Here is a 20,449-nt window from a genome sequence, read left to right on the forward strand (position 1 = left end):
GTGGCGTCGGAAATGGCGTGCTTACGGCAGAGCTCACGGGCAGAAACCCCGGCTTCAGCCTCGCGGAGGATATTGATGATCTGTTCTTCGGAAAAACGCTTCTTCATGGGGATGTCCTCATGTGGCTAATGAAGACATTACTAACATCGCGGTGTATTAATCAACGGGGAGCAGGTCAATGCCCACGATGGCAGTGCTCACCGTGGTAATGGATCGGGTGCCTTCGTTGATTTCAACAACGCGCACCCCGTGGTGGTAATCCTGAGCCATAAGGCAGTCTCTCCAAATGATGGGGTCTGCTTATGCTCTTTGAGATTGAAGGGAAAAGCACATGCACTGAATTGTGCCACCAATGGCACAATTTAGCATCGATAAATCAGGCGACGAGATAACGGGTTACTTTGGTTTTTAGCATCACCAACGTGAATATCAGGCTTGCTGTCAGCGCAAAAGCAAAGTACATCACAGTATTTTCATACTGATTATCTGTAATTGAATAAACTTGTTGCAGGTACTTAGCAACATAAATAAACGCATAGTGAGAAAGAAAAATCCCAAACGAACATAAGCTTAATTTTTCCAGGGCAACTATGCGGTGTTTGGAAAACATCAATTTAAGCAGCATCATCAAACCTATGCTTGAAACTAATATAAACAGAGAAGCAGTGTACCAGTGCATTTCACCAATCAACTTCCCTGCATTTACATCAGCCTTAACCAGTAAGATGGATGGAACAGTGATCAGTAAAATTGACAATGGCCATTGGAATCTTTCGGCCATTACATCCAAACCATTTCTGGCTATAAGGACATAACCCAGAACAAAGTAAAACAGGTAAGAACCAGTGAAATCACTGCCTAAACGATAAAGAAGATCCCAACGCCCCCAAAAAAACTCCCCCGTCATTCTTACCTGATTAAACACTGCACAGAGAATCAGAAAGACAATGAGATGTTTCGTTGATGACGCGGTTACTAGCCGGGAAACAAACGGCGCAACCAAATATAGCTGAATGATTGCATACATATACCAGAGTTGTCTTGCATACCCATAAATCCCATTAAATTCTATAGGATTCATGATGGCATTATAGCTAACAACTGACTTACCCAAAGAAAAGAGGAAATCACCAGAATCAAGATAAAGCTGAATTGTATTTGTAACGATGGAATAGACACACAAAACAACAATAAACTGAACAATCCTTCGCTTATAAAAATCAAGAATAGGTATATCCTTTACTTTATCAAGAATCAACCCACCGGAAAGCATAAAGAAAACTGGAACGCCAAGACGGTCAATGGAGTAAAATATACCGCCCCATAATGGATCAGTAACCTGCGCCTGTTCGTGACAATGTGTAAAAACAACGAGCAAAATAGCTATTGCTCGTGCAGCATCCAACCAATAAACACGTCGATTCATTTTTTCTCTCTGTTGTTTTTTTCTGAATGCTAACACAAGGCAATAGTACCGCCTACAGAACAAGGGGCGGCATTCATTTAACAAGCATCACTTGAGTGTTAGTTCTCTATGCACCCTGTTCTGGTGCTTGCGGCCAGACAATCTCGCCTGGGCTGGAGGTATCTACAGCTTTCACTTCTTTTTTGTAGGCCATCCATTCTGTCAGGGTAGCTTTATCGGCGTCATTGATAGTTCCAAGCATCAATTCCACCTTCCAGTCTGACGTGTGATCGTCAGCAACGGAAAGTAAGCGCTGTTTATGCTGTTCAGCCTCGCTAACGAGTTCTTCCATCGTCGGCGGTGGTGAATCCACCCACACAGGATCGCCATGTTCATCAGCGCCTAACTGCTTTCCATCAGGCCAGGGCACACCGATGAATAAACTGTATACATCCTCAGAAACTTCAACCGCCTCAGCAGGCACGACGGACGCGCCTGCGACATAAAAGCCCACGTTTTCTGCAGAAAAATAGTATTTATTCATAATGAAATTGCCATCCAGCACATCGCCCCAGGAGAACCGTCGTTTGTCGTTCCCCCATTCCAGTTAATCCCATGGAGATGCAGTGTGGTTGCTGTGAGCGGCCCACCCGCAATCATTCCACCACTACCAACAGTTCCATCCACATCCATTCCCAGCACTACATAGTTTGCTGACGGCATAGCTGTCGGAAGCGTGATTGTCGCACCGCCGTAGGGTACTGATGCATTCCCTCTCTGGATAACTGTGCCATCAGGCAGCCTGGTGAATTTAGCGTTACTACTACCTCCTGAACTAAAAGCACTCATATCAGGGATCTGTCCACTGGAAGTCCCAATATCCCGAAGTGCTGCGCTCTTTAATCCCAAATACTGCTGCAAAGCACTCACAGTCTTTCCAGAAAGGTCTGTCAGCGTGCCGTCCATCGGCTGCTTTCCGGCAAGCGCGTTTGTCATGGTGGTGGCAAAGTTCGGATCGTTACCCAGCGCAGTCGCCAGCTCATTCAGCGTATCCAGCGCCTCCGGCGATGAACCAACCAGCCCGGCAACTGCCGCTTTCACAAAGGCCGTGGTGGCAATCTGCGTATTATTCACCGTCTGTGCTGCGGTCGGTGCCGTCGGCGTTCCGGTCAGTGCCGGATTTGCCAGCGGTGCTTTCAGAGCCAGTGCGTTATTTAGCGCAGTGACCACCGCCTGCACAAATGCCGTGCTGGCAATCTGGGTTGTATTGGTCCCCGCCGGTGCGGTTGGGGCTTTCGGTGTTCCCGTCAGTACTGGACTTTCTTTTGTCGCATACTGCGTATGAGGATCTGCAGCAGCAAGGTGCTTCGCCATCTGGTCATCCACATACACCTTCAGCTCCAGCACCTTGTCATCCACATACTTGCGGGTTGCCAGTACCACAGAGGGGTCAATTTTCAGGGTGATATTATCGGTACTGCTGGTAATCAGCACCATGCGCACGGTCTGCGTGCGCCCGCTCCCCTCAGCCAGTTGCGGCTTGTAGCTCTCCGGGCAGTTGCCCACGGCAATCAGCGCGCCGGTGTCATCAAACAGACCAACCTCACGAATCCACCAACCGCCCTCGTTTTCAGGGATCACCTGTTCGGCAATAATCTGGCTGCTGTTCTGCGGATCGATATACAGCATATTGAGGTCGGCGCGACGCTTTTCAGCGACCAGCGCTGTCTGCTGCGCACTTGGAGTCGGCAGCACTCCGCCGCCGTCTCCCACCGCCATCTGGGTAATTTTCAGTGGCACACCGAGCATGGCGGCGCTGGCCAGTTTCGCCGCGCCGATATCTGTCAGCAGGGTATAAAATTTTTCGCTCATGGATTCACTCTCATCGTGTCAATAACATGGACAGCCCCGCCCTCATAAGCGATGCCGCCAGAAATAATGGTGTCGTTGATATACGGATAGATCGTGATTTCTTCACCTGTATAGGTGGCTGCACCCACAAAGTGCGGACCGCTGGTCTGCAGATTGATGGACATGCCGATCAGATGGCGGCTACACGGCTTGGCGTCACCGATCAGGCGCTCCAGCTCCAGATAGGTTTCTTCTGTGATGCCTAGGTCCTGTACGCCAATATCCAGACGGAAAGTCCCCGGTGTTTCACCGGTCTGCCGCCACTCAATGATGCGGATCAGGAAACCGAACGGCTCCACCACGCGCCGCACGGCGCTGGTTGTCCCCTTGTGCTGATGGATATAGAAAGCATCCTGCACCACCCGGCGCTTCACACTTTCGGTCCAGATTTCGTCCCATCGGTCAACGGAAAACGCCCACGCCAGATACGGCAGAAAAATGACCGGACACGTTGCCGGGTTCCACAAATCACGCAGCGGCACTTGCAGATCGGAAATCCCGCTGCAGGCCTGCGCCAGTCGGCGCTCAAGCGGCGACGAACCGGGCGGCAGCAGGCTATTCATCCGTGCCCCCATTGGTGACGCTCCACTGCGTACAGGACGCCGCCTGCGTCTTATCCAGCACCACATCATTGAGTGGGGACACCAGCCCAAACATTCATTCATGATGCATTATGAACCTTAAAAAAGCTTGTAACTTCAATGAGTTGCAGGATTTTCTTTATTGCATGTGCGGTCATGATCTCTGTATAAATATTGAGCATTATGCATCTTGTTTTGCACCGCGTTGCCTGAACGCTAAAAAAACAAGGTGCAAAAACATGCCTAAAGCATTGAAATCCCTAACCAATACCGAGATCGCTGCCGCCAAGCCGCAGATGACCGAGTATATGCTGCGCGATGGCGACGGAGTGGCGTTGTTGATTAAGCCATCCGGCAGAAAGATCTGGTACTTCGAATACACTCCCCCGGCACTGAAAAAACGGACCAAAATCAGCATTGGCCCCTACCCGGTCGTCACCCTCGCCATGGCGCGAGATTTCAGGTTGCAACACCGGCGTTTACTTGTGCAGGGCATCGACCCGCAGGCCCATCTGAAGTAGGTTGCAGAGGAGCAACGACTCCAGAATTAATGCACGCTGGAAAAAGTTGCGGAACAGTGGCTCAAAGAGAAAAAACGGACCAGCGATCTTAGCGAAGATCACGCCAAAGATGTCTGGCGCTCGCTGGAGATGCACGTCTTCCCCTCTCTGGGCAGTACGCCCGTCACCGAGATCCGCCCGAAGATGCTCAAGGAATACCTCACTCCACTGGAAGAACAGGGCATACTGGAAACACTGCGGCGGGTGATCTCACGGCTTAATGAAATCTTCCGCTTCGCCATCTCCGAAGAGCTCATTGAGTTCAATCCGGCTGACAACCTGGTCGCCCGCTTCAAGAAACCGAAAAAGCAGAACATGCCCGCCCTTCACCCCAGCGAACTGGGCAGGCTAATGCTGGCGCTACAGAACGCCTCTATCCGAAAGGAAACGCGCTGTCTGATCGAATGGGAGCTACTGACCTGGGTTCGCCCCGGCGAGGCCGTCAGCGCCCGCTGGTGCGACATCGACATGAAAAAAGCGGAATGGCGCATCCCCGACACCTTTATGAAGATGAACCGTTCGCACACGGTGCCACTCAGCAAACAGGCGCTGCGCGTTCTTCAGATAATGGAGCCCGTCAGCCGCCATCGTCCGTGGGTATTCCCAGCATCCGCAAACCACTGGAGCATATGCACCAGCAGACCGCGAACGCCGCGCTTATCCGTATGGGGTTTGGTGGTGAGTTGGTCGCCCACGGCAGGCGCAGGTCATTTTCCCCGTGAAGTTCTGGAATCTGCGCTGGCGCACCAGAAAGAAGACGAAATCGAAGCGGCCTACAACCGCAGCGACTACCTGGAACAAAGGCGACCGCTGATGCAGTGGTGGGGAAACTACGTTGATGCTGCCAGACGGCAGGCGCTGCTCGGTGCAGAAGAACCGCTGCAAATCGTGGAAGGAGAATAATGTGACCAGTCCCATTCGTCAGAATCTTTTTGAACGAGAATGTGATATGCCGCTGCTGGAAGCGCGGCATCTCGCGCTTCTGCTTCTCGGCCTCGATGCTTCCCAACCAGCAAACGCCCTGCCGGAAGAACATCAAGAGAATTATCGTATCCTGCACGACGCCATCAGCCGCACCATCAAAGCCACTGGCATGGTCAGTGCCCCGGCGAATAAACGCATGTTCTATGCCGATGAAATGTTCGCGCTGGCCTGGCGGCTTATTGATGACGAACTCACGCCGCCAGAAATTAAGGCTCGCAGCCTGAAGGCGGTGATGAAACTGTCGCGTAACAGCCGTGGACGCAAGTGGCTGAAAACGCTCGGTGATGAAGCGCTACCGGACCTCACTGCTTCAGCACAACCTTCCCTGCGTGGAATGCATAAGCGCGATAAGGCGCGGGAGAATACTGCCCGACTCTGCTGGCTGCTGGTTCAGCTTCTGGTTGAGGAGACTGACGGGCGTTATGGGACGTCTGATAAACTGGCTTCGGAACGGATACTTCGAAAGCTGAAAGAGTTGGCTCAAGAGCGGGACGCGCCATCAGATGGGCTTGGGAGAGGAACATTTTATGAGGTGTTGAAGATGGGGCGAACTTAGGTAGTCGCTCCCAGTGTCGGGTGTAGCGAACCGATTAAGCTCTGAAACCTTAGGCGTATAGTCGGCTTCGTGCCAAAAGCGGACATTCATATCTTAGTATTGAGAGCCTTAAACCGCTTTGCTAATGAGAACAGGCGATCTGTGCCCAACACGCAATGCGACTTCCATACCTCGTTCAGCTCTGAAACTCACCAAAGCCAACGTCTCCTGGGCTCTTGCCAGGCCCCCTGCCACAGGTCAAAACGTGTGAGTGGTTCAAGTTTTTTTAGAATAGCAGCTTCACCCACTGATGAGAGACTTCGCTCCGAAATGGAAATACCGAAAAGGCCTTCAGCGACCGGGAATATTTCACATTCTGACGTCAGCGATCCCAATGCTTTTTCTATCTTGCTACGTTCTGCTTTGATAATTAACTGAAGCCCCATCAGCTTTTAAACTCCACAATGGCTACTTGCTCAAGCGCTTGCCTGACCTGGGCCTGAACCTGCTCAGGGATGGATTGCCCTCTGATGTCATAGACGACCCGGCAAGTGTGAATGTGCGGTGGAAGCTGCGATAGTCCCCAGCCTATTCTGGCAATATTGTATGCAATACTGAGTCTTATCGATTCCGGTGATGCCAGGCTGTGGTTGGCCACAAGGAGAAACTCGCCGCGGTCTTCATTTATAAACTCCGGGGTAAACATTATTCCTCTCTTCCATTATCTTCGCCAACTTCTGGCAATTGAATGCTTTTTCATCAATGCCTTATCTTAGCAGGAATCCTGTTCGAGTCACGATGTCCGCTTGGCGTTCAGAACGGATCTTAAACGTCGTTATCCCGTCTGCTCTTCGCTCACAGCGGACCATTAGCTCGACCGCTGCGAACCAGAAACGGGCTTTATTCCTGCGGATCCACCCGAGCATCTATCAGGATGTACTGCGCCGCTTTACGCGCGTACCGATCAATCAAAGGCATAAGCCGAGTAAAATGCTCGCTGGCGCAGTGCGCATCAAGTGCTGCCCGATCGGGCCACTCTTCAATGAAAATAAAATGCCCTGGATCCTTTTCATCCCGATATAAATCATAAGCAATACACAGGGGCTCTTTCTTCGTTGCCGCGACGAGTTCGCGGTAGAAAGGGAGAACGGTGTCAACGTACTCGGGTTTGATAAAATCCTCGGCGATGACCTTAAGCATGCGAACTCCTTTATTTAAACAGGTAGGCATACCGGCATGGTGATAATCAGCGCTTTCGTTTATGTTTCAGCGTCTGCCGCATGCCCGGCAGACGCCGGGCAGAGCAGGGTATAACTTAGAACAGCAGGGAGTAGTTCAGACCAAAGGTGCGACCACGCCCTTTGTAGTTGTACAGCGACTCAGGACCATAGCCCGGGCTGTAGTACAGCGGCGCGCGCTGGCCCCAGACGGTGGTGTAGTCGCGATCGAAAACGTTTTCCACGCTGAAGCTGAGTTTACCCACCGGCAGTTCATAGCTACCGAGCAGATCAACCGTGGTGTAACCATCGATTTTGTAGCCCTGAGCGTCGCTGACATCGAAGGACGTGGTGCTCTGTACGCGCAGGCTCCACGGATCCGGCGCCCAGCCTATGTAGGCCGTCGCTTTCGACGGGCTCGCCACCTTCACATCATACTTTTCCCAGCTGCCGTTCACTTTAGACTCGGTTTTCAGCACGTTGAAGTTCGCGCCGGTGCTCCAGTAGGTGTCCGGGATAAAGTAGTCCACTGCGCCTTCCACGCCGTAGATGCGGCGCTTGTCATCGACCACGCTGATGGTCAGGTCTTTATTCGCCTGCACGCTCTTATCGGAAATCGAGTAGTAGGCCGCGATTTGCGTACGTAGGTTATCGCCGGAGTAGCGCCAGCCCAGTTCGTAAGAGTCGACCTTCACACCTTCCAGTTGGCTGTCGTTCACGTTCACGCTGTTGGTGAGCGGAAGGTGCCCATTCACCGCTGCGCCATAGGTGCCGCGCCCGTAGTATTTACCCGGATCCGGCAGCTCCACGCCCTGGGAGAAGTTGAACCACGCCTGCTGGCGTTCGGTCAGGTGAACCAGCAGACCGGCGTTAAACAAGACGTTGTCGTAATCGACCGACCCGCCAGGGATCGCATCGGCGGACTGCACCTTTCCGGCGGCAATCTGCTGTTGCTGCGCGTAGCCAATGAAATCATCAATCTTGTTCTCGGTGTACTGATAGCGCACGCCGCCGCTTAGGGTAAAGATATCGTTGATGTCATAGCTGGACTGCAGGAAGGCCGCCAGGTTAGTGATGTCGTACCCCGGATAGCGCCCGGTGGTGTAAATCTGATGGTTATTCATCCCGCCGGAGGCGTTTGCCTTAGCCAGATCGAAGAACATCTGGTTAGAGGTAAAGCGCTCGTGATCCGCATCCAGCCCGTAGGTCAGCTGCAAGCCGTCCAGCGGTTTGCTGTTGAGAGTCAGCTTCGCGCCATACTGGTCCGTGTCCTGCTGGGAGGAGGAGAACGCGGTGGCCTGCTTGTTCGCGTTGACGGTCGGGAACGGATAAAACAGCAGCGATTCATCGCGGTAATAGACCTGACCTACCAGCTCCTGACCGAGGAAATCGCTATTCGAGTATTGCAGGCTGATGAGATGGCGCTCGGTGCCCGGAATACGGTCTGAATTCAGGCCGCTGCTAACGTATGGCTTGGTCGCGCCGCTGATTGCCGAAAAATCTTTCCCGAGGTTCAACCCGTAATCGTCGTCACCCTGGCTTTTATAATATTGGGTCACCAGTTGAAGCTGTTGGGTATCGTCGATATTCAGCGTCCCGGTGCCCATCACGTCCAGACGGTCGGAATACTGTAGGCCGGTCTGGGTGTTATCGAGCAGCGTCGCATCGCCGTTACCGTCAAACCAGCCGCCGAACTTCTGGTACGCCACCGATGCGCGCCCGGAGATATGGTCGTTGCCGCCGGAGATGGCGCTGGCAACGCGCTCGTCGTGATCTTTGCTGCTGTTGAAACCGCTCTTGATCCCCGTCTCAAATTCCACCTGGGTATCCGGCTGGCCTTTTTTCGTCACAATATTGATCAGGCCGCCTGTGCTTCCGCCGCCGTACAGCGCGGTGGCCCCGGAGATCACTTCAACGTGGTCGATATTGAACGGGTCGATGGAATCGAGCTGGCGGCTGTCGGTGCGCGACGAGTTCAGACGCACACCGTCCACCAGCACAACCAGCGGACGGCCACGCACGTTCATTCCGTAGTTGGTACGGCTCTGGCTGCTGACGTCAAGCCCGGGGATCAGCTGGGCCAGCGCGTCTTTCAGCTCTTTACCGCCCTGGATCTGCTGCTCCAGTTCGGCTTTTTCAATCACCCACGTGGTTTGCGCCATTTCCGCCACCGTACGGTTGGTGCGGTTGGCGGAAACCACTAACGTGTCGTCGCTGCTCTGCTGCGCGACCGCGGGCGCCATCATGGCGAGCAGAAGCGGGTTAAGAGCCCAGAGCGTATGCTTTTTGGTTATCATTGTCATTCCTTCACACGGGCGGAAAATATCAGCCCGAAGATGCTGTGTAGCGAGTTAGAAGAGCAGCCTCCGGCTGCGGTTTTTCCCGGCTGCCGCTGCGCCACTGAATCAGCGCGGGCGGCGTACTGAGATCGAACAAATCACGCTCCATCGCGCGATTCAGAATACGGGCGGCGCGCCACGCCATCAGGCTAAGCTGCGGCTCGGCAATACCGTGGGTCTGCATGCTGGCGTTAACGGCGAACAGGTGATTCCCCTTCGGGCCGTCCCACTCGACGGTGAAATCGTCCCGCACGTTGAAGCTGCATTCGTCGCGCAAAGCAATACGCGGCATCAGCGGCGACAGCATCTGCGGCAGCGCAGGGCGGTAGCCGGTAGCGAAAATCACCATGTCGCTCTCCAGCGTGTCGTAGCCTTTATCCAGATGATGCTCCAGCAGCAGTTGCCAGCCCTGGCCGCGACTTTCAAGACCGGTGACCGACCGGCTCGGCATCAGACGGGCGTTACGCGGCAGGCCGAGCACCTCGAAGCGGTGGTACAGCTCGCGATAAATCGTCAGCAGCGACTCGGCAGTAATACCGTCAGAGGTCATTTTCTGCTCGTCGAGCATCTTCTGGCGCGCGGCGTGATTCAGCCCGACGAAGCCGGACACGTACTCCGGAGTGAAATACTCATTGGCAAACGCCGCTTCATCCAGCGCGTTAAAGTTATTGCGACGCGACACCCAGCTAATCTCTGCAACGTCGCCCCATTCCCCGCGCAGGGCGTTGAGGAACAGGTCCGCGCCGCTTTGCCCGCCGCCGACCACCGTCACCCGCTTACCGCTCAGGTTGGGCTGGCGCAGGCTCATTTCGCTGGCGTGGAAGCAGGTTGGCGAGGCGCTTTTCACGCAGGCCGGCAGGTGCGGCTGCTTGCCAATGCCCAGGCAGACGTGGCGGGCGAAGGTTTCACCCTGGCTGGTTTGCACGGCGAAAAGCTGGCGGCGCTCGTCAAACGCGATGCGCTCCACCGTATTGTTGAAACGCAGGTTACCCATCCCTTCGGCGGCCCAGCGCAGGTAGTCGGAGAACTCATCGCGGGAAACGGTGCGCAGCTCGGTGGTCAGGAAGCGATAGAATTTCTTGCGCTTCACCAGATAGTTCACAAAGCTGTACGGGCTGGTCGGCGCGACGGCGCTCACCAGATCTTTCAGGAACATGGTCTGCATATGGCAGTCCGGCACCAGCATCCCCGGATGCCAGGCAAACTGTGTGCGGCCGTCGAAGAAGCGGCTGCTAAAGCCTTCCGCTTCATGGGCTAGCGCCGCGATGCTCAGGTTAAACGGACCGATGCCTACACCAATGAAATCTACAGTGTTTGTCATGATTTAATCCTTTGTCGCCAGCCACAGCGGGTTTTGCAGATCCTCGAGGTAATTTGGCAGCATGCGGCTGCCGCCGTCCTGGTCAGGGAAGGTCAGTTTTACCGGGTTCAGCACGACGCGAATGATTTGTGGCTTGAAGAGTGAGAAAAGCGCGAAACGCGCCGACAGTTGTGGGTGTTCCTGCATGTAATCACTCAACACTGCCGCCAGCAGTTGATAAAAACGTCTCTCCGGCACGCCGAGGCGGGCCATAAGCGGCGAAACAAAGCGCAGCACCGTCACAAAGTGGCCGGTTTGCAAGTCATGAATCAGATAGTCGGCGCTCAGGCGGGCGGTTACATCCCGCACTTCCTGAGGCAGGGAGTCCATCTCCGGGAACTCATCCTTCACCAGCCGCATGTCGCCCTGAAAATCTTTCAACAGAACGCGCTGCGGCACGCCATTTTTCATGGCGAGGGTAATATTTTGCCCGTGAGCGATCAGCGCGACGCCGTAGCGGCACAGCAGATGGTAAAGCGGCACCACCACCACGCGGAACATCTGCGACAGCCAGGCCTCCGCGTCCATCCCGGACTGGGCGATATACGCGCCAATCAGCGGCCGGTTGTGCTCGTCGCACTCCATCAGGGTCGCCATCAGAATCGGGGCTTCATCGGGCTTCAGCCAGCGGTACGGGTTCTCGCGCCAGATAACGCCGAGCATCTCCTGATAACGGTACGGGGCCTGCGCCAGCGCGGCGTAGCCCTCGTGGGAAACATAGCCCGCCGCCGGTTCGCCGAGGATCATCGCGCCGCTTTGTTGCAGCGTCGGGTCAGCGGCAAACACCTGCTGAAGCCAGCGCGAGGCCAGCGGCCCGGCGGCAATATATTTGCCCGGAATGCCGCGATAGCAGGAGGTATTGTAAATCGTCAGCGGCAGTTTGATATCCAGCCCGGCCTGGCGGCTGGCGTTGGTCAGAGTGCGCAGCGACTGCTGGGCGAGCCAGCGATCGCCAAATTCACCCAGCGACACCATGCGTCCCTCCGCCAGATCGGTGACGAAATCGAGGGCGATTTTTTGCTGCCACTGCCACGGATGCACCGGCAACGCGTGCCAGCTCTCGTCCAGCCCGCACGCCTGCCAGGCCAGATGGAAACGGGCCAGCTCCTGCGGGTCCATCGCCGCCGTCAACAGTTGCTCACTGTCCAGCGCACTGTCGCAGCGCCAGACCATGTTGTCGCGTTTCACCGCCAGCCAGTGAAGTTGGAAGGTATTGGAGTACTCCGGGGCATAGCGCGTCAGCGCGTCCTGTCCCCAGCCACGGCGGCCCTTATTGAAAGCGAATTTTGGATGACCGCTGAGCAGGCACTGCAACCGATCGGCGTCCAGCGCGATAAGGTCTTCTGCGCTCAGGCCGCGACGCGCGTTGCGCAGTTGCAGGTCGCCCAGCAGGGTGGCGTAGAGATCCTGCATATGCTCGGCGACGGTGGCATCGCTCATCGACAGCACCGGCTTTAGCTGCATCAGCAGCGTCTGTGCAACAACGGGCTCATCGGCGCAGCGCAGCGTTTCAGGGTCGATCCACAGCCAGCCCCAGATACCGCGATGTGCGCTGAAGTGCCACTCCGCGCCCGGTAGATTAATCGCGTAACGGTCATCCCCCAGCGACCCGGCGTGAAAGACCTGTTCGTATTCCAGTTCAGCCAGCATTTTCGCCACCAGCTGGCGGTTAACAATTTCCCAGTCCGTACGGTTCATCACAGGCCGACCTCCGTAAAGAAGCGAGTGCGATCTGTCATCACCAGGCGAGAACGTTTATGCGGGAAGTCGAACTCTTTCAGCGTGCGGTAGCCCGCCGGATCGAAGTGGCGGAACAGGCGCTGGTTGTCAGCGCGCGGCTCCAGCACCGTGCGCTGCGTGCGCGGTTCATCCAACAACAAATAGTGCGTCAGCCCGCGCAGCCAGCTTTGAACGTAGTGCGCGCCGCGCCAGGCCTGTTCGCCGACCAGCAGGTGCAGGCCGCGATCGTAGGGCTGCCAGGTATAGTGGCGGCCGATACGGTCTTCCGCTGCCCAATAAATTTCAAAGTAGCTGAATGGCCGATCGTCAAAACAGCCAATCAACGGGAACGCGTGTTTTCCGGTGAGCTGGCGTTCGAGATAGGCGGTTTGGAGCTCAAGGGAACCGCCCTGCTCCCAAAAATATTCCACGCGCGGATCGTAGCGGCGATAAACCTCACCCTCCGGGCGCGCCGGACGGGCAGGAAAGTAGATTTCCCGTTCTGCGTCAAAGATCATTTCGCCGGAGGCCTGTTTTGACGGCGTGCTCAACCAGAGTGGGAGCTGCCAGAACGCGGCGCGATGAATAATATCGCTGTGCGTCTGCGCAAAAAGCGCCTGCGCCTGCGGCTCCTCGCGCCAGTCGGCGTAAGGCAAAATCAGCGCGGAGATCTGCGGCGCGGCGATGAAAATCTGGTCCAGCGCGTCGCGCAGCCAGCCTTCCGGCAGCAGACCCGGCCAGCGCAGCACCGCGCTGTTATCCAGGCCCCAACTGAGAGTCAGTTGTGCGTCGAGTTTTTCACAGCGCAGGCCGTGGCCGCTGTGAACGATATTGGCCATAGACATTCAGGACTCCTGCGCCAGCAGCGGGTTGGTGAAATCGAAATAGATAACCGATGGGTCGACGATGGTGTTTTCGTTGTGATCGTTCAGGTAACAGAAGAAGTTGCCTTTCACGTTCCAGAATGGACTTTCCAGCACGTAGTCGAGACAGGTCTTGTGCGTCACCTGTTCGCGCACCGCGCAAAGCTGCATACGTACTCTCGCCATCAGGTTAACTTCGCTGTCCAGCCCGGCGACGCCCAGCGCAGCGGTAACAGCGAAGGTGGAGTTCACCAGCAGGTAGTATGGGAAGTAGCGCAGTAATTGCTCGCGGGTGAAGATGTTTTCAGCCTGCGTTTCGCCGATAACGTCGAGCCAGCCCGCCGCATGTGGCATAAACGCGCTGCCCTGGCAGTCGCGGTAGATAAGCCCAACGGGGAGGTCCTGCTGCATCTTCACCAGAATATTTTGCTGATGCGCCAGCAGGACCAGGCCGTAATCCGCTTCGGCGGTGAACAGCGGCTTCAGTACCTGCTGGCAGTAGGCGTCAACCCACGCGTGGGCGGCCTGCTGCGGCGTGATCCCCAGACGAGCGCTCAGGCGTTTGACCGCCGCGACCAGCAGCGAATCGCCGCCATCCGGTGCGGCCTGCGTCAGAGACACCAGGACGTTGGTCTGGCTGTGTGGCCGATCGACCAGCAGGTTTTCACGCAGAGCAAACAGGCTTTCCGCCATGATATTGCCGTGCAGATCGCGCAGCCCGCTCCAGCCGTCCTCCTGCATCACCTGGAACGTCGGAAAACGGGTTTGTAGCGTCTGCCAGCGTTCCGTTTGCGCAAGACGCGCCAGGCGCATGCCGCGCGCCACTTCTTTCACCGACAGGGTGCGCACGGAGTTGGTCAGGCGCACGCTGAGCGAAAACTTGATCATGTCGCGGCTGGTGGCGCAGTAAAGCGAACGGGAAGAGGTGGTCGGCAGCCACGGCGTACCGGCCTCGCCCAGATCCCGCAGCAGGCCCTGTTCCGCCAGTTGCTGGCACCATGGCTGCTCCAGTAGATACGCGGCCTGCCACGGATGCAGCGGGAAAAGCCACTGGCTATCGCTCAGTTCACCGAGCAGCTGCGGGGCGTTTTCGGCGGCAAAGCGCGTCAGGCGCTGTTGCAGATTCAGATGCAGGCTGTCGCCCGCGATATGCGCTTTATCAACTGCAAACCAGCGCAGCGAGAAGTGAGGCGCGAAGTCCGGCAGGTAGCGCTCCGCCTCCTGCCGGGTAAAGGGTTCATGCGATTTTGGTGCCGGATGGAACGCGTGGCCAACCAGCAGCGCCTGTTCCGCTTCGCCAAAGTTCAACGCGTGCTCGCGCAGGGCGGCCCAGTCGTGACGGGCGTCGATGGCCTGCTGCGTATGCATATGGCTTTGGGTGACGCGCTGGTAAAACGCGTCGGCGTGAGACGCGGGCAGCGACAGCGTATGCCGGAGCGTATCAACAATAAGACGGGAAAATGTCGGGAAATCGACAGGCTCGCGACCCGAAGTGCTCACTAACTGAGCCGGGAAGGCGAAACGGTGATGCTGAGTCGGTGAGAAGTAGTCCACCGTGAAGTGCAGCGCCTGACGATCGTCGAGGGGGATAATCAGTTCAGCAGGCTGGCTTTCGCTCAGTCGCCAGGTTTTGGTTTCACGAATAAGCGCGTTCAGGAAGCATTGCGCAGCGACGTCCCAGTCCGGAGTTTTCTTTGGCAAAGTCATAATCAAACCGATCCCACATGTTGTGATAATGAGAATTCTGCCGATAAGATTTCTCATTATCAATAACAATTGTTAGAATCCATATAAATATTTTTACAAATAAACACAATATATACATGGATTTGCAACATCATGACTTCTCTTGAGACAGCGGACGCGCCGCAAAAATCCTTGTCCTGTTGGCCGCTGGCGTTCAGCGCAGGGCTGCTTGGCGTAGGGCAGAATGGCCTGCTGGTAGCGATCCCGGTTCTGGTAATTCAGACAAACCTCAGCCTGTCGATTTGGGCGGCACTGTTGACGCTTGGATCAATGCTGTTTCTGCCGTCGTCACCGTGGTGGGGGAAACAGATTGCGCGCCGGGGCAGCAAACCGGTGGTGCTCTGGGCGCTGGGGGGATACGGCGCGAGCTTTGTTCTGCTTGGCCTGGGCAGCGCGCTGCTGGCGACTCACGTCATTCCTCCGGGGGCGGGCATCGGGTTGTTAATTATCGCGCGGATTATTTACGGGCTTACCGTGTCGGCGATGGTTCCGGCCTGTCAGGTCTGGGCCTTACAGCGCGCGGGGGAAGGGAAACGAATGGCGGCGCTGGCGACCATCAGTTCGGGATTAAGCTGCGGTCGGCTGTTCGGGCCGCTGTGCGCCGCGGCGATGCTGACGCTGCATCCGCTTGCGCCGATGGCGCTGTTGATGGTCGCGCCGCTGCTGGCGCTGATTATGCTGCTGCGTTTACCGGGCACGCCGCCGCAGCCTGCAGCCGATCGCAAAAGCGTGCGCCTCGCACCTGCCTGCCTGCCGTATCTCCTCTGCGCGCTGCTGCTGTCGGCGACCGTCAGCCTGATGCAGCTTGGCCTCTCTCCCGCCCTCGCCCGCCAGTTCGCCACGGATACCGCCGCGATTAGCCATCAGGTGGCGTGGCTGCTCAGCGTGGCGGCGGTGGCATCGCTGATCGCCCAGTTTGCCGTGCTGCGCCCCCAGCGCCTGACGCCGATGGCGCTGCTGTTAAGCGCCGGAACGCTCATGCTATGCGGTCTGGCGTTGATGATAGCCGTGCCGCTGTGGCTGTTTTATCCCGGCTGCGCGCTGCTCTCCTTCGGGGCTGCGCTGGCGACGCCCGCCTATCAGCTTCTGCTAAACGACAAGCTTGCCGACGGCGCGGGTGCAGGCTGGGTCGCCACCAGCCACACGCTGGGCTACGGGCTTTGCGCCATGCTCGTGCCGCTGGTCTCGCAAACCGGCAGCAGCGTGGCGCTGCTGGTCACGGCTTTTGTCGCCGCCGCTCTCTTCACCGGGGTGTCTGGCTTTATCTGGCGCAGCCGCCGCCATTCACCGTCTTCCGCAATCTAAGGGTAAGGAAAAGTTATGGCTGGAGTTCAGGGTTATCGCCTCTTCAACGTGCAGCTGGCGCGTAAAACCGAAATCTCACCGTCTCTGCTAAGCCTGGTGTTCAGCGGGCCGGAGGTGGCGCAGATGAAATCGGATTCGCCCGATCAGCGAATCAAAATGCTGTTTCCATCCGAAGACGGCACGCCTCCGTCGCTGTCGGAAGACGCGCAGTGGTATCAGGCGGTGCAGAGCATGGAAAAAGCCAGGCGACCGGTGGTTCGCACCTACACGCTGCGCCACGTCGACCCGGCGAGCCAGGAAGTGACCGTTGAGTTTGTCCGCCACGGCGTGGAGGGGCCCGCGTCGGCGTGGGCAATCAACGCCGCGCCGGGCGACGCGATTCAAATTGTCGCGCCGAACGCCGCCCATGAGGCGGACAGCGGCGGCTATGAATGGACGCCGCCGCCGGGGTTACGCAATGCGCTGATTGTTGCTGATGAAACGGCGCTGCCCGCCGCGCGCGGGATCCTTGAACGTCTGGCAACGCAGGCGAACCCGCCGCGCGTACAGGCGTTTTTCGAAGTGCCGGAAGCGGACGACTGCGTTGATTTAAGCACATTCTCCTTTGCGCAGATTACCTGGCTGCCGCGCAATCCTCATGGCGCAAACCACGGCGAGTGCCTGATTGACGCGGTGAAACGCACTGCCCGCGTGCCGGAAAGCGCGCATCACGTTCAGGTGCAGGAAGAAGGGGATGGTGAACTGCTGTGGGATAAAGCGACCAGCAATAGCGCCGCGTTTTATGGCTGGGTGGCGGCGGAGTCCACGGTGGTGAAGCTGCTGCGACGCCATCTGGTGGGCGAACGCGGCGTGGCGCACGAGGCGATTAACTTTATGGCGTACTGGGCAAAAGGACGGGATCGCTGAGTGCACGCTGTGCAGGGATACGGCAGGCAAACATCAGGACAAATTAACGTTCTGAAGCAGTTTGCCTGCTGACTGAAAAATAGACCCGTTTTAGCTCCACTCACTTTTTGAGATCCCGGCCAGATTGACCCTGGCCCAGAATCAGTGCAGTGCTAAATCAGAGATCTTCGTCTTTCTGACCCTGGGCCAGGGTCAATTTACACTACACATTGAACGTCAAAAACTTTTCAACTGATGACAGTGCAAACGTCATCCGACATGCGGTTCCGCAGCCAGATCCCGCGCACCACGCGGGCTAGAGCCTCTTGGTGGCATCCAACGCCTCTGGGTGACATATAAAAGCGCGAACGCGCTTTACTGAATCTTCCGATAATATCTATCGTCATCGAACAAACCAAACTCGCTCTGATGAGGTTCGGCAGCTGTCATTTCGTGACAGGACCCCCGGTGCGACTCAGCCACAAAAACAAGAAGGCGATCGGCATGACCCCAATGGTTCGTATTGCGGCCCTGACCAACTACCTGGAGAAGGCCCGCCACCTCGGCCTGAATCCCCAGCAACCGCTCACCCGGGTGGGTCTGAGCCTACCCATGCTGGAGCACCCTGAGCAGCATGTCCCCATCACTCAGGTGGTGAGCCCGTTGAAAAAGTCGGCCAGCGGCTGCTACAGCACAATCAAAGGTATTGAGGTGATGCATGCACTGTGCAGAGGCCAGACCTCGCCGTTTTCTTATGGTAATCCCCTGGAAGAGATGTCTGGTAAGCAGAGTCTTTGAAATATAAGGCCTTCAATAACACATAGCTCTACCTCATTGTAAAACTTGCAACAATGCCGCTGGTTCATCAACCAGTACGGCATGTCGCTGGCTGCCTGGCGACGGGAGTATACGGGGGCGGGAATCAGAGTGAGGTTTCGCTGGGGTGGGCTTTTTTAGGCCGGGGAGAATGTCAATTACCAATCGCCAAAATTGCAGAGTTGCGAGACAGAATGCTTGTGATGGGCATGCCGTTATTGTGACTCCAGAGCAATGGAATGCAATTCGGACAGGGTAAATGCGATTTTGCGGGATTTCAAATGCGATTAGCTACATCCAGGCAGGAGAAAAACCATGCAAGAGAAAAACGACACTTTGCACTGCAAGAAGCATCTGCCTGAAGTGACCATCGCCGTGGCGACGGCTCTGTTCTCGATGTCTGCACTGGCATTCGACTTCAATATCGACAACCCGGATCTGAACGTCCACTGGAACAACACCGTAAGGCTCAATTTGGGTTATCGAATAGGCGAGCAAGATCAGGCTATCACGCATTCCCCCAACAGCAACGATGGAGATCTAAACTTCGGCAAGGGTGCTATGGTTACCGAGCGCCTTAATCTATTAAGCGAACTCCAGTTGGATTACCAAAAGAAGATGGGGTTTCGCGTCAGCGGTTCGGCCTGGTACGACCCGGCCTACAGCAATCTGGAGAGTAATAATAATACTCCGAACACTTTGGTGGACGGTAAGCCGACTGCCGGCGCTCTCAGCCCGTACACTAAACGCTTTGCGGAAGGCCCATCTGGTCAGTTGCTGGAAGCTTACGCCTATCGTACTTTCGAGTTCGGCCAGCAGAAACTCACTCTCAGTGTGGGTAAAAGCCTGCAGTCATGGGGGAATAGCTTGTTTGCTCCGCTGCATGGTATCAACTACGGCCAGTTTCCGATTGATCTCGGAATGATGTTTGGTTCACCACTCAGCGAGCGTACTGAAATACTTCTCCCACGTAACCAGGTGACTGCTGATTACGTGGTCTCCCCCACCTGGTCGTTCGGCGCAGAATATTTCCTTGACTGGCAGCACGCACGCTTTCCTGAGTCCGGTTCGTACATGGGCATGTATGACCTTGCGTTAGACGGCGGTGAAACAGTATATCTGCCCAACGGTAAGCTCGCTACGCATGGCGATGATGTGACACCAAATAAGGTCGGAGACTTTGGTTTGAATGTGAAGTGGAGCCCTGATTGGCTCGGAGGTACGATGGGGCTGTTCTTCCGCCGCACCGCAGATCAGTTGCCGGATACGGTAGTGTTCAACCAGAAAACCAATCAATACGCCATTACCTATGCGGGCGATATCGACATCTACGGCTTTAGCCTGTCCAAAGACATTGCCGGAGTGAAAATCGGTCTGGATTTGAGCTACCGCCGAAACATGCCTCTGAATAGCCAGCAAGTCCTCACGGTGTCGCCAGTTAAAGCAGGCACGCCTGGTTTCATCGGCGCGATGCCACAGGATGGTCAAACCGGTGGGGCGATTGGCAACACCTTTCATACCGTGTTGAACGGGGTGAGTGGAATCGGAAAAACGCCTTTCTTCGATAGCGCTACGGTAGTGGCCGAACTGGCCTGGGACCGCGTACTATCGGTGACCGAGGGATATGCGCAATATCGTGGTAATCCTGCGTACACCGGCATCGATAAGTCTACGCGTGATTTCTTTGGTTTGAACCTGAACTTTATGCCAACCTGGGACCAGGTGTACCCTGGGATTGACCTGTCAATGCCATTGACATATGCAGTCGGCCTCAAAGGCGAATCTGCCGTCCCACTAGGGGGCAATGCACACACGGGCAATTATTCTATTGGTCTTAGCGCGATGGTGCAGTCCAGGTATCAGATTGAATTGAAATACACCGATTTCTTCGGCCCATTTGAGACGACACCGGGCGGGACGATCTCCTCGTATGCTGGCCTGACGAGCTTACTTAGTGATCGTGAGACCCTGTGGCTAACCTCCAGGATCAAGTTCTAAACGACAGACTTGACCCAAGCTGACGTATTGCCTCCCGAACTGAATCGCCACAGGTTTAACAGACACCTCAGAGTCATTTAAGATGACTTAAAAAAGAGGTGCCGATGAGCGGTAAAACAGGTTGTTGAGCGTGGCCATTCGGTTTCCAGCGTCGCAATCCATGTTTGCAGCCATAAAATCGACTCAGGGTGAACCCGTCGATGCTCATCAATTCCCCTACCATCA

General features: G+C 56.0%; 16 protein-coding genes and 3 pseudogenes. 6 read left to right on the forward strand and 13 right to left on the reverse strand.

All coding sequences use genetic code 11. From position 1 onward, the window contains the following. The 7 genes and pseudogenes from NNO04_RS01450 to NNO04_RS01480 form a co-directional block, all read right to left on the reverse strand. A partial coding sequence (locus tag NNO04_RS01450) for a transposase (protein WP_271443278.1) occupies positions 1 to 107 on the reverse strand: 107 nt, incomplete at its 3' end. A gap of 70 nt (positions 108 to 177) precedes the next feature. Continuing rightward, positions 178 to 270, reverse strand: a pseudogene (locus NNO04_RS01455) (phage tail protein); the annotation flags it as partial. A gap of 106 nt (positions 271 to 376) precedes the next feature. Continuing rightward, positions 377 to 1,426: an acyltransferase gene (locus NNO04_RS01460; protein ID WP_271443158.1), complete on the reverse strand. Its 1,050-nt coding sequence runs from the start codon at positions 1,424 to 1,426 to the stop codon at positions 377 to 379. Between the two features lie 106 nt (positions 1,427 to 1,532). Beyond that, complete coding sequence (locus tag NNO04_RS01465; RefSeq protein ID WP_271443159.1) at positions 1,533 to 1,949, reverse strand: tail fiber assembly protein; 417 nt, start codon at positions 1,947 to 1,949, stop codon at positions 1,533 to 1,535. Further along, on the reverse strand, positions 1,946 to 3,277 hold the full coding sequence (locus NNO04_RS01470; RefSeq protein WP_271443160.1) for a phage tail protein: 1,332 nt from the start codon (positions 3,275 to 3,277) through the stop codon (positions 1,946 to 1,948). The genes NNO04_RS01465 and NNO04_RS01470 overlap by 4 nt, the downstream gene beginning before the upstream one ends. Next, positions 3,274 to 3,879: a phage tail protein I gene (locus tag NNO04_RS01475; RefSeq protein WP_271443161.1), complete on the reverse strand. Its 606-nt coding sequence runs from the start codon at positions 3,877 to 3,879 to the stop codon at positions 3,274 to 3,276. Before NNO04_RS01475 ends, NNO04_RS01470 begins: the two co-directional genes overlap by 4 nt. Further along, a pseudogene (locus NNO04_RS01480) lies at positions 3,872 to 3,964 on the reverse strand (baseplate assembly protein); the annotation flags it as partial. The pseudogene NNO04_RS01480 and the gene NNO04_RS01475, both read right to left, overlap by 8 nt. Before the next feature lie 172 nt (positions 3,965 to 4,136). Between NNO04_RS01480 and NNO04_RS01490 the strand changes: the two are divergent. After that, positions 4,137 to 5,360: pseudogene (locus NNO04_RS01490) on the forward strand (integrase domain-containing protein). Between the two features lies 1 nt (position 5,361). After that, entirely contained in the window at positions 5,362 to 5,997 is a 636-nt protein-coding gene (locus tag NNO04_RS01495; RefSeq protein ID WP_271443164.1) for a hypothetical protein, read from the forward strand. An 879-nt stretch (positions 5,998 to 6,876) separates the two neighbouring features. Here NNO04_RS01495 and NNO04_RS01500 read toward each other — a convergent pair. The 6 genes from NNO04_RS01500 to iucA all read right to left on the reverse strand — a co-directional run bounded on the left by NNO04_RS01500 (position 6,877) and on the right by iucA (position 15,181). Next, on the reverse strand, positions 6,877 to 7,176 hold the full coding sequence (locus tag NNO04_RS01500) for a putative quinol monooxygenase (RefSeq protein WP_271443165.1): 300 nt from the start codon (positions 7,174 to 7,176) through the stop codon (positions 6,877 to 6,879). Positions 7,177 to 7,291: 115 nt separating this feature from the next. Further along, positions 7,292 to 9,490 (reverse strand): ferric aerobactin receptor IutA, encoded by a 2,199-nt coding sequence (gene iutA, locus NNO04_RS01505; RefSeq protein WP_442870720.1) that lies wholly within the window; start codon positions 9,488 to 9,490, stop codon positions 7,292 to 7,294. A 28-nt stretch (positions 9,491 to 9,518) separates the two neighbouring features. After that, the gene (gene iucD, locus NNO04_RS01510; RefSeq protein WP_271443166.1) at positions 9,519 to 10,853 is read right to left on the reverse strand and encodes an NADPH-dependent L-lysine N(6)-monooxygenase; all 1,335 of its coding nucleotides are present in this window, start codon (positions 10,851 to 10,853) and stop codon (positions 9,519 to 9,521) included. A gap of 3 nt (positions 10,854 to 10,856) precedes the next feature. Continuing rightward, positions 10,857 to 12,590 (reverse strand): aerobactin synthase IucC, encoded by a 1,734-nt coding sequence (iucC, locus tag NNO04_RS01515; protein WP_271443280.1) that lies wholly within the window; start codon positions 12,588 to 12,590, stop codon positions 10,857 to 10,859. Next, a complete protein-coding gene (locus NNO04_RS01520) occupies positions 12,590 to 13,456 on the reverse strand; it encodes a GNAT family N-acetyltransferase (protein WP_271443167.1) in 867 nt (288 codons plus the stop codon). Before NNO04_RS01520 ends, iucC begins: the two co-directional genes overlap by 1 nt. After that, entirely contained in the window at positions 13,457 to 15,181 is a 1,725-nt protein-coding gene (gene iucA / locus NNO04_RS01525) for an aerobactin synthase IucA (protein WP_271443168.1), read from the reverse strand. It abuts the gene before it with no gap. 132 nt (positions 15,182 to 15,313) lie between these two features. Between iucA and NNO04_RS01530 the strand changes: the two genes are divergently transcribed. The 4 genes from NNO04_RS01530 (at position 15,314) to NNO04_RS01545 (ending at position 20,224) form a co-directional block, all read left to right on the forward strand. Further along, positions 15,314 to 16,525 (forward strand): MFS transporter, encoded by a 1,212-nt coding sequence (locus tag NNO04_RS01530; RefSeq protein WP_271443169.1) that lies wholly within the window; start codon positions 15,314 to 15,316, stop codon positions 16,523 to 16,525. Between the two features lie 15 nt (positions 16,526 to 16,540). Beyond that, on the forward strand, positions 16,541 to 17,431 hold the full coding sequence (locus NNO04_RS01535) for a siderophore-interacting protein (RefSeq protein ID WP_271443170.1): 891 nt from the start codon (positions 16,541 to 16,543) through the stop codon (positions 17,429 to 17,431). 483 nt (positions 17,432 to 17,914) lie between these two features. Continuing rightward, the gene (locus NNO04_RS22845) at positions 17,915 to 18,208 is read left to right on the forward strand and encodes a hypothetical protein (protein ID WP_442870721.1); all 294 of its coding nucleotides are present in this window, start codon (positions 17,915 to 17,917) and stop codon (positions 18,206 to 18,208) included. Between the two features lie 333 nt (positions 18,209 to 18,541). Further along, complete coding sequence (locus NNO04_RS01545) at positions 18,542 to 20,224, forward strand: DUF1302 domain-containing protein (protein WP_271443171.1); 1,683 nt, start codon at positions 18,542 to 18,544, stop codon at positions 20,222 to 20,224. Positions 20,225 to 20,449 lie beyond the last annotated feature (225 nt).

The sequence above is a fragment of the Citrobacter sp. Awk 4 genome, from assembly GCF_028069725.1.
In the GTDB taxonomy this organism is placed as follows: domain Bacteria; phylum Pseudomonadota; class Gammaproteobacteria; order Enterobacterales; family Enterobacteriaceae; genus Citrobacter_D.

Coding starts and splice junctions, on each gene's coding strand:
- NNO04_RS01460 (WP_271443158.1), bottom strand. CDS start 1,426: ATGAATCGACGTGTTTATTGGTTGGATGCTGCACGAGCAATAGCTATT.
- NNO04_RS01465 (WP_271443159.1), bottom strand. CDS start 1,949: ATGAATAAATACTATTTTTCTGCAGAAAACGTGGGCTTTTATGTCGCA.
- NNO04_RS01470 (WP_271443160.1), bottom strand. CDS start 3,277: ATGAGCGAAAAATTTTATACCCTGCTGACAGATATCGGCGCGGCGAAA.
- NNO04_RS01475 (WP_271443161.1), bottom strand. CDS start 3,879: ATGAATAGCCTGCTGCCGCCCGGTTCGTCGCCGCTTGAGCGCCGACTG.
- NNO04_RS01500 (WP_271443165.1), bottom strand. CDS start 7,176: ATGCTTAAGGTCATCGCCGAGGATTTTATCAAACCCGAGTACGTTGAC.
- iutA (WP_442870720.1), bottom strand. CDS start 9,490: ATGATAACCAAAAAGCATACGCTCTGGGCTCTTAACCCGCTTCTGCTC.
- iucD (WP_271443166.1), bottom strand. CDS start 10,853: ATGACAAACACTGTAGATTTCATTGGTGTAGGCATCGGTCCGTTTAAC.
- iucC (WP_271443280.1), bottom strand. CDS start 12,590: ATGAACCGTACGGACTGGGAAATTGTTAACCGCCAGCTGGTGGCGAAA.
- NNO04_RS01520 (WP_271443167.1), bottom strand. CDS start 13,456: ATGTCTATGGCCAATATCGTTCACAGCGGCCACGGCCTGCGCTGTGAA.
- iucA (WP_271443168.1), bottom strand. CDS start 15,181: ATGACTTTGCCAAAGAAAACTCCGGACTGGGACGTCGCTGCGCAATGC.
- NNO04_RS01530 (WP_271443169.1), top strand. CDS start 15,314: ATGACTTCTCTTGAGACAGCGGACGCGCCGCAAAAATCCTTGTCCTGT.
- NNO04_RS01535 (WP_271443170.1), top strand. CDS start 16,541: ATGGCTGGAGTTCAGGGTTATCGCCTCTTCAACGTGCAGCTGGCGCGT.
- NNO04_RS22845 (WP_442870721.1), top strand. CDS start 17,915: ATGACCCCAATGGTTCGTATTGCGGCCCTGACCAACTACCTGGAGAAG.
- NNO04_RS01545 (WP_271443171.1), top strand. CDS start 18,542: ATGCAAGAGAAAAACGACACTTTGCACTGCAAGAAGCATCTGCCTGAA.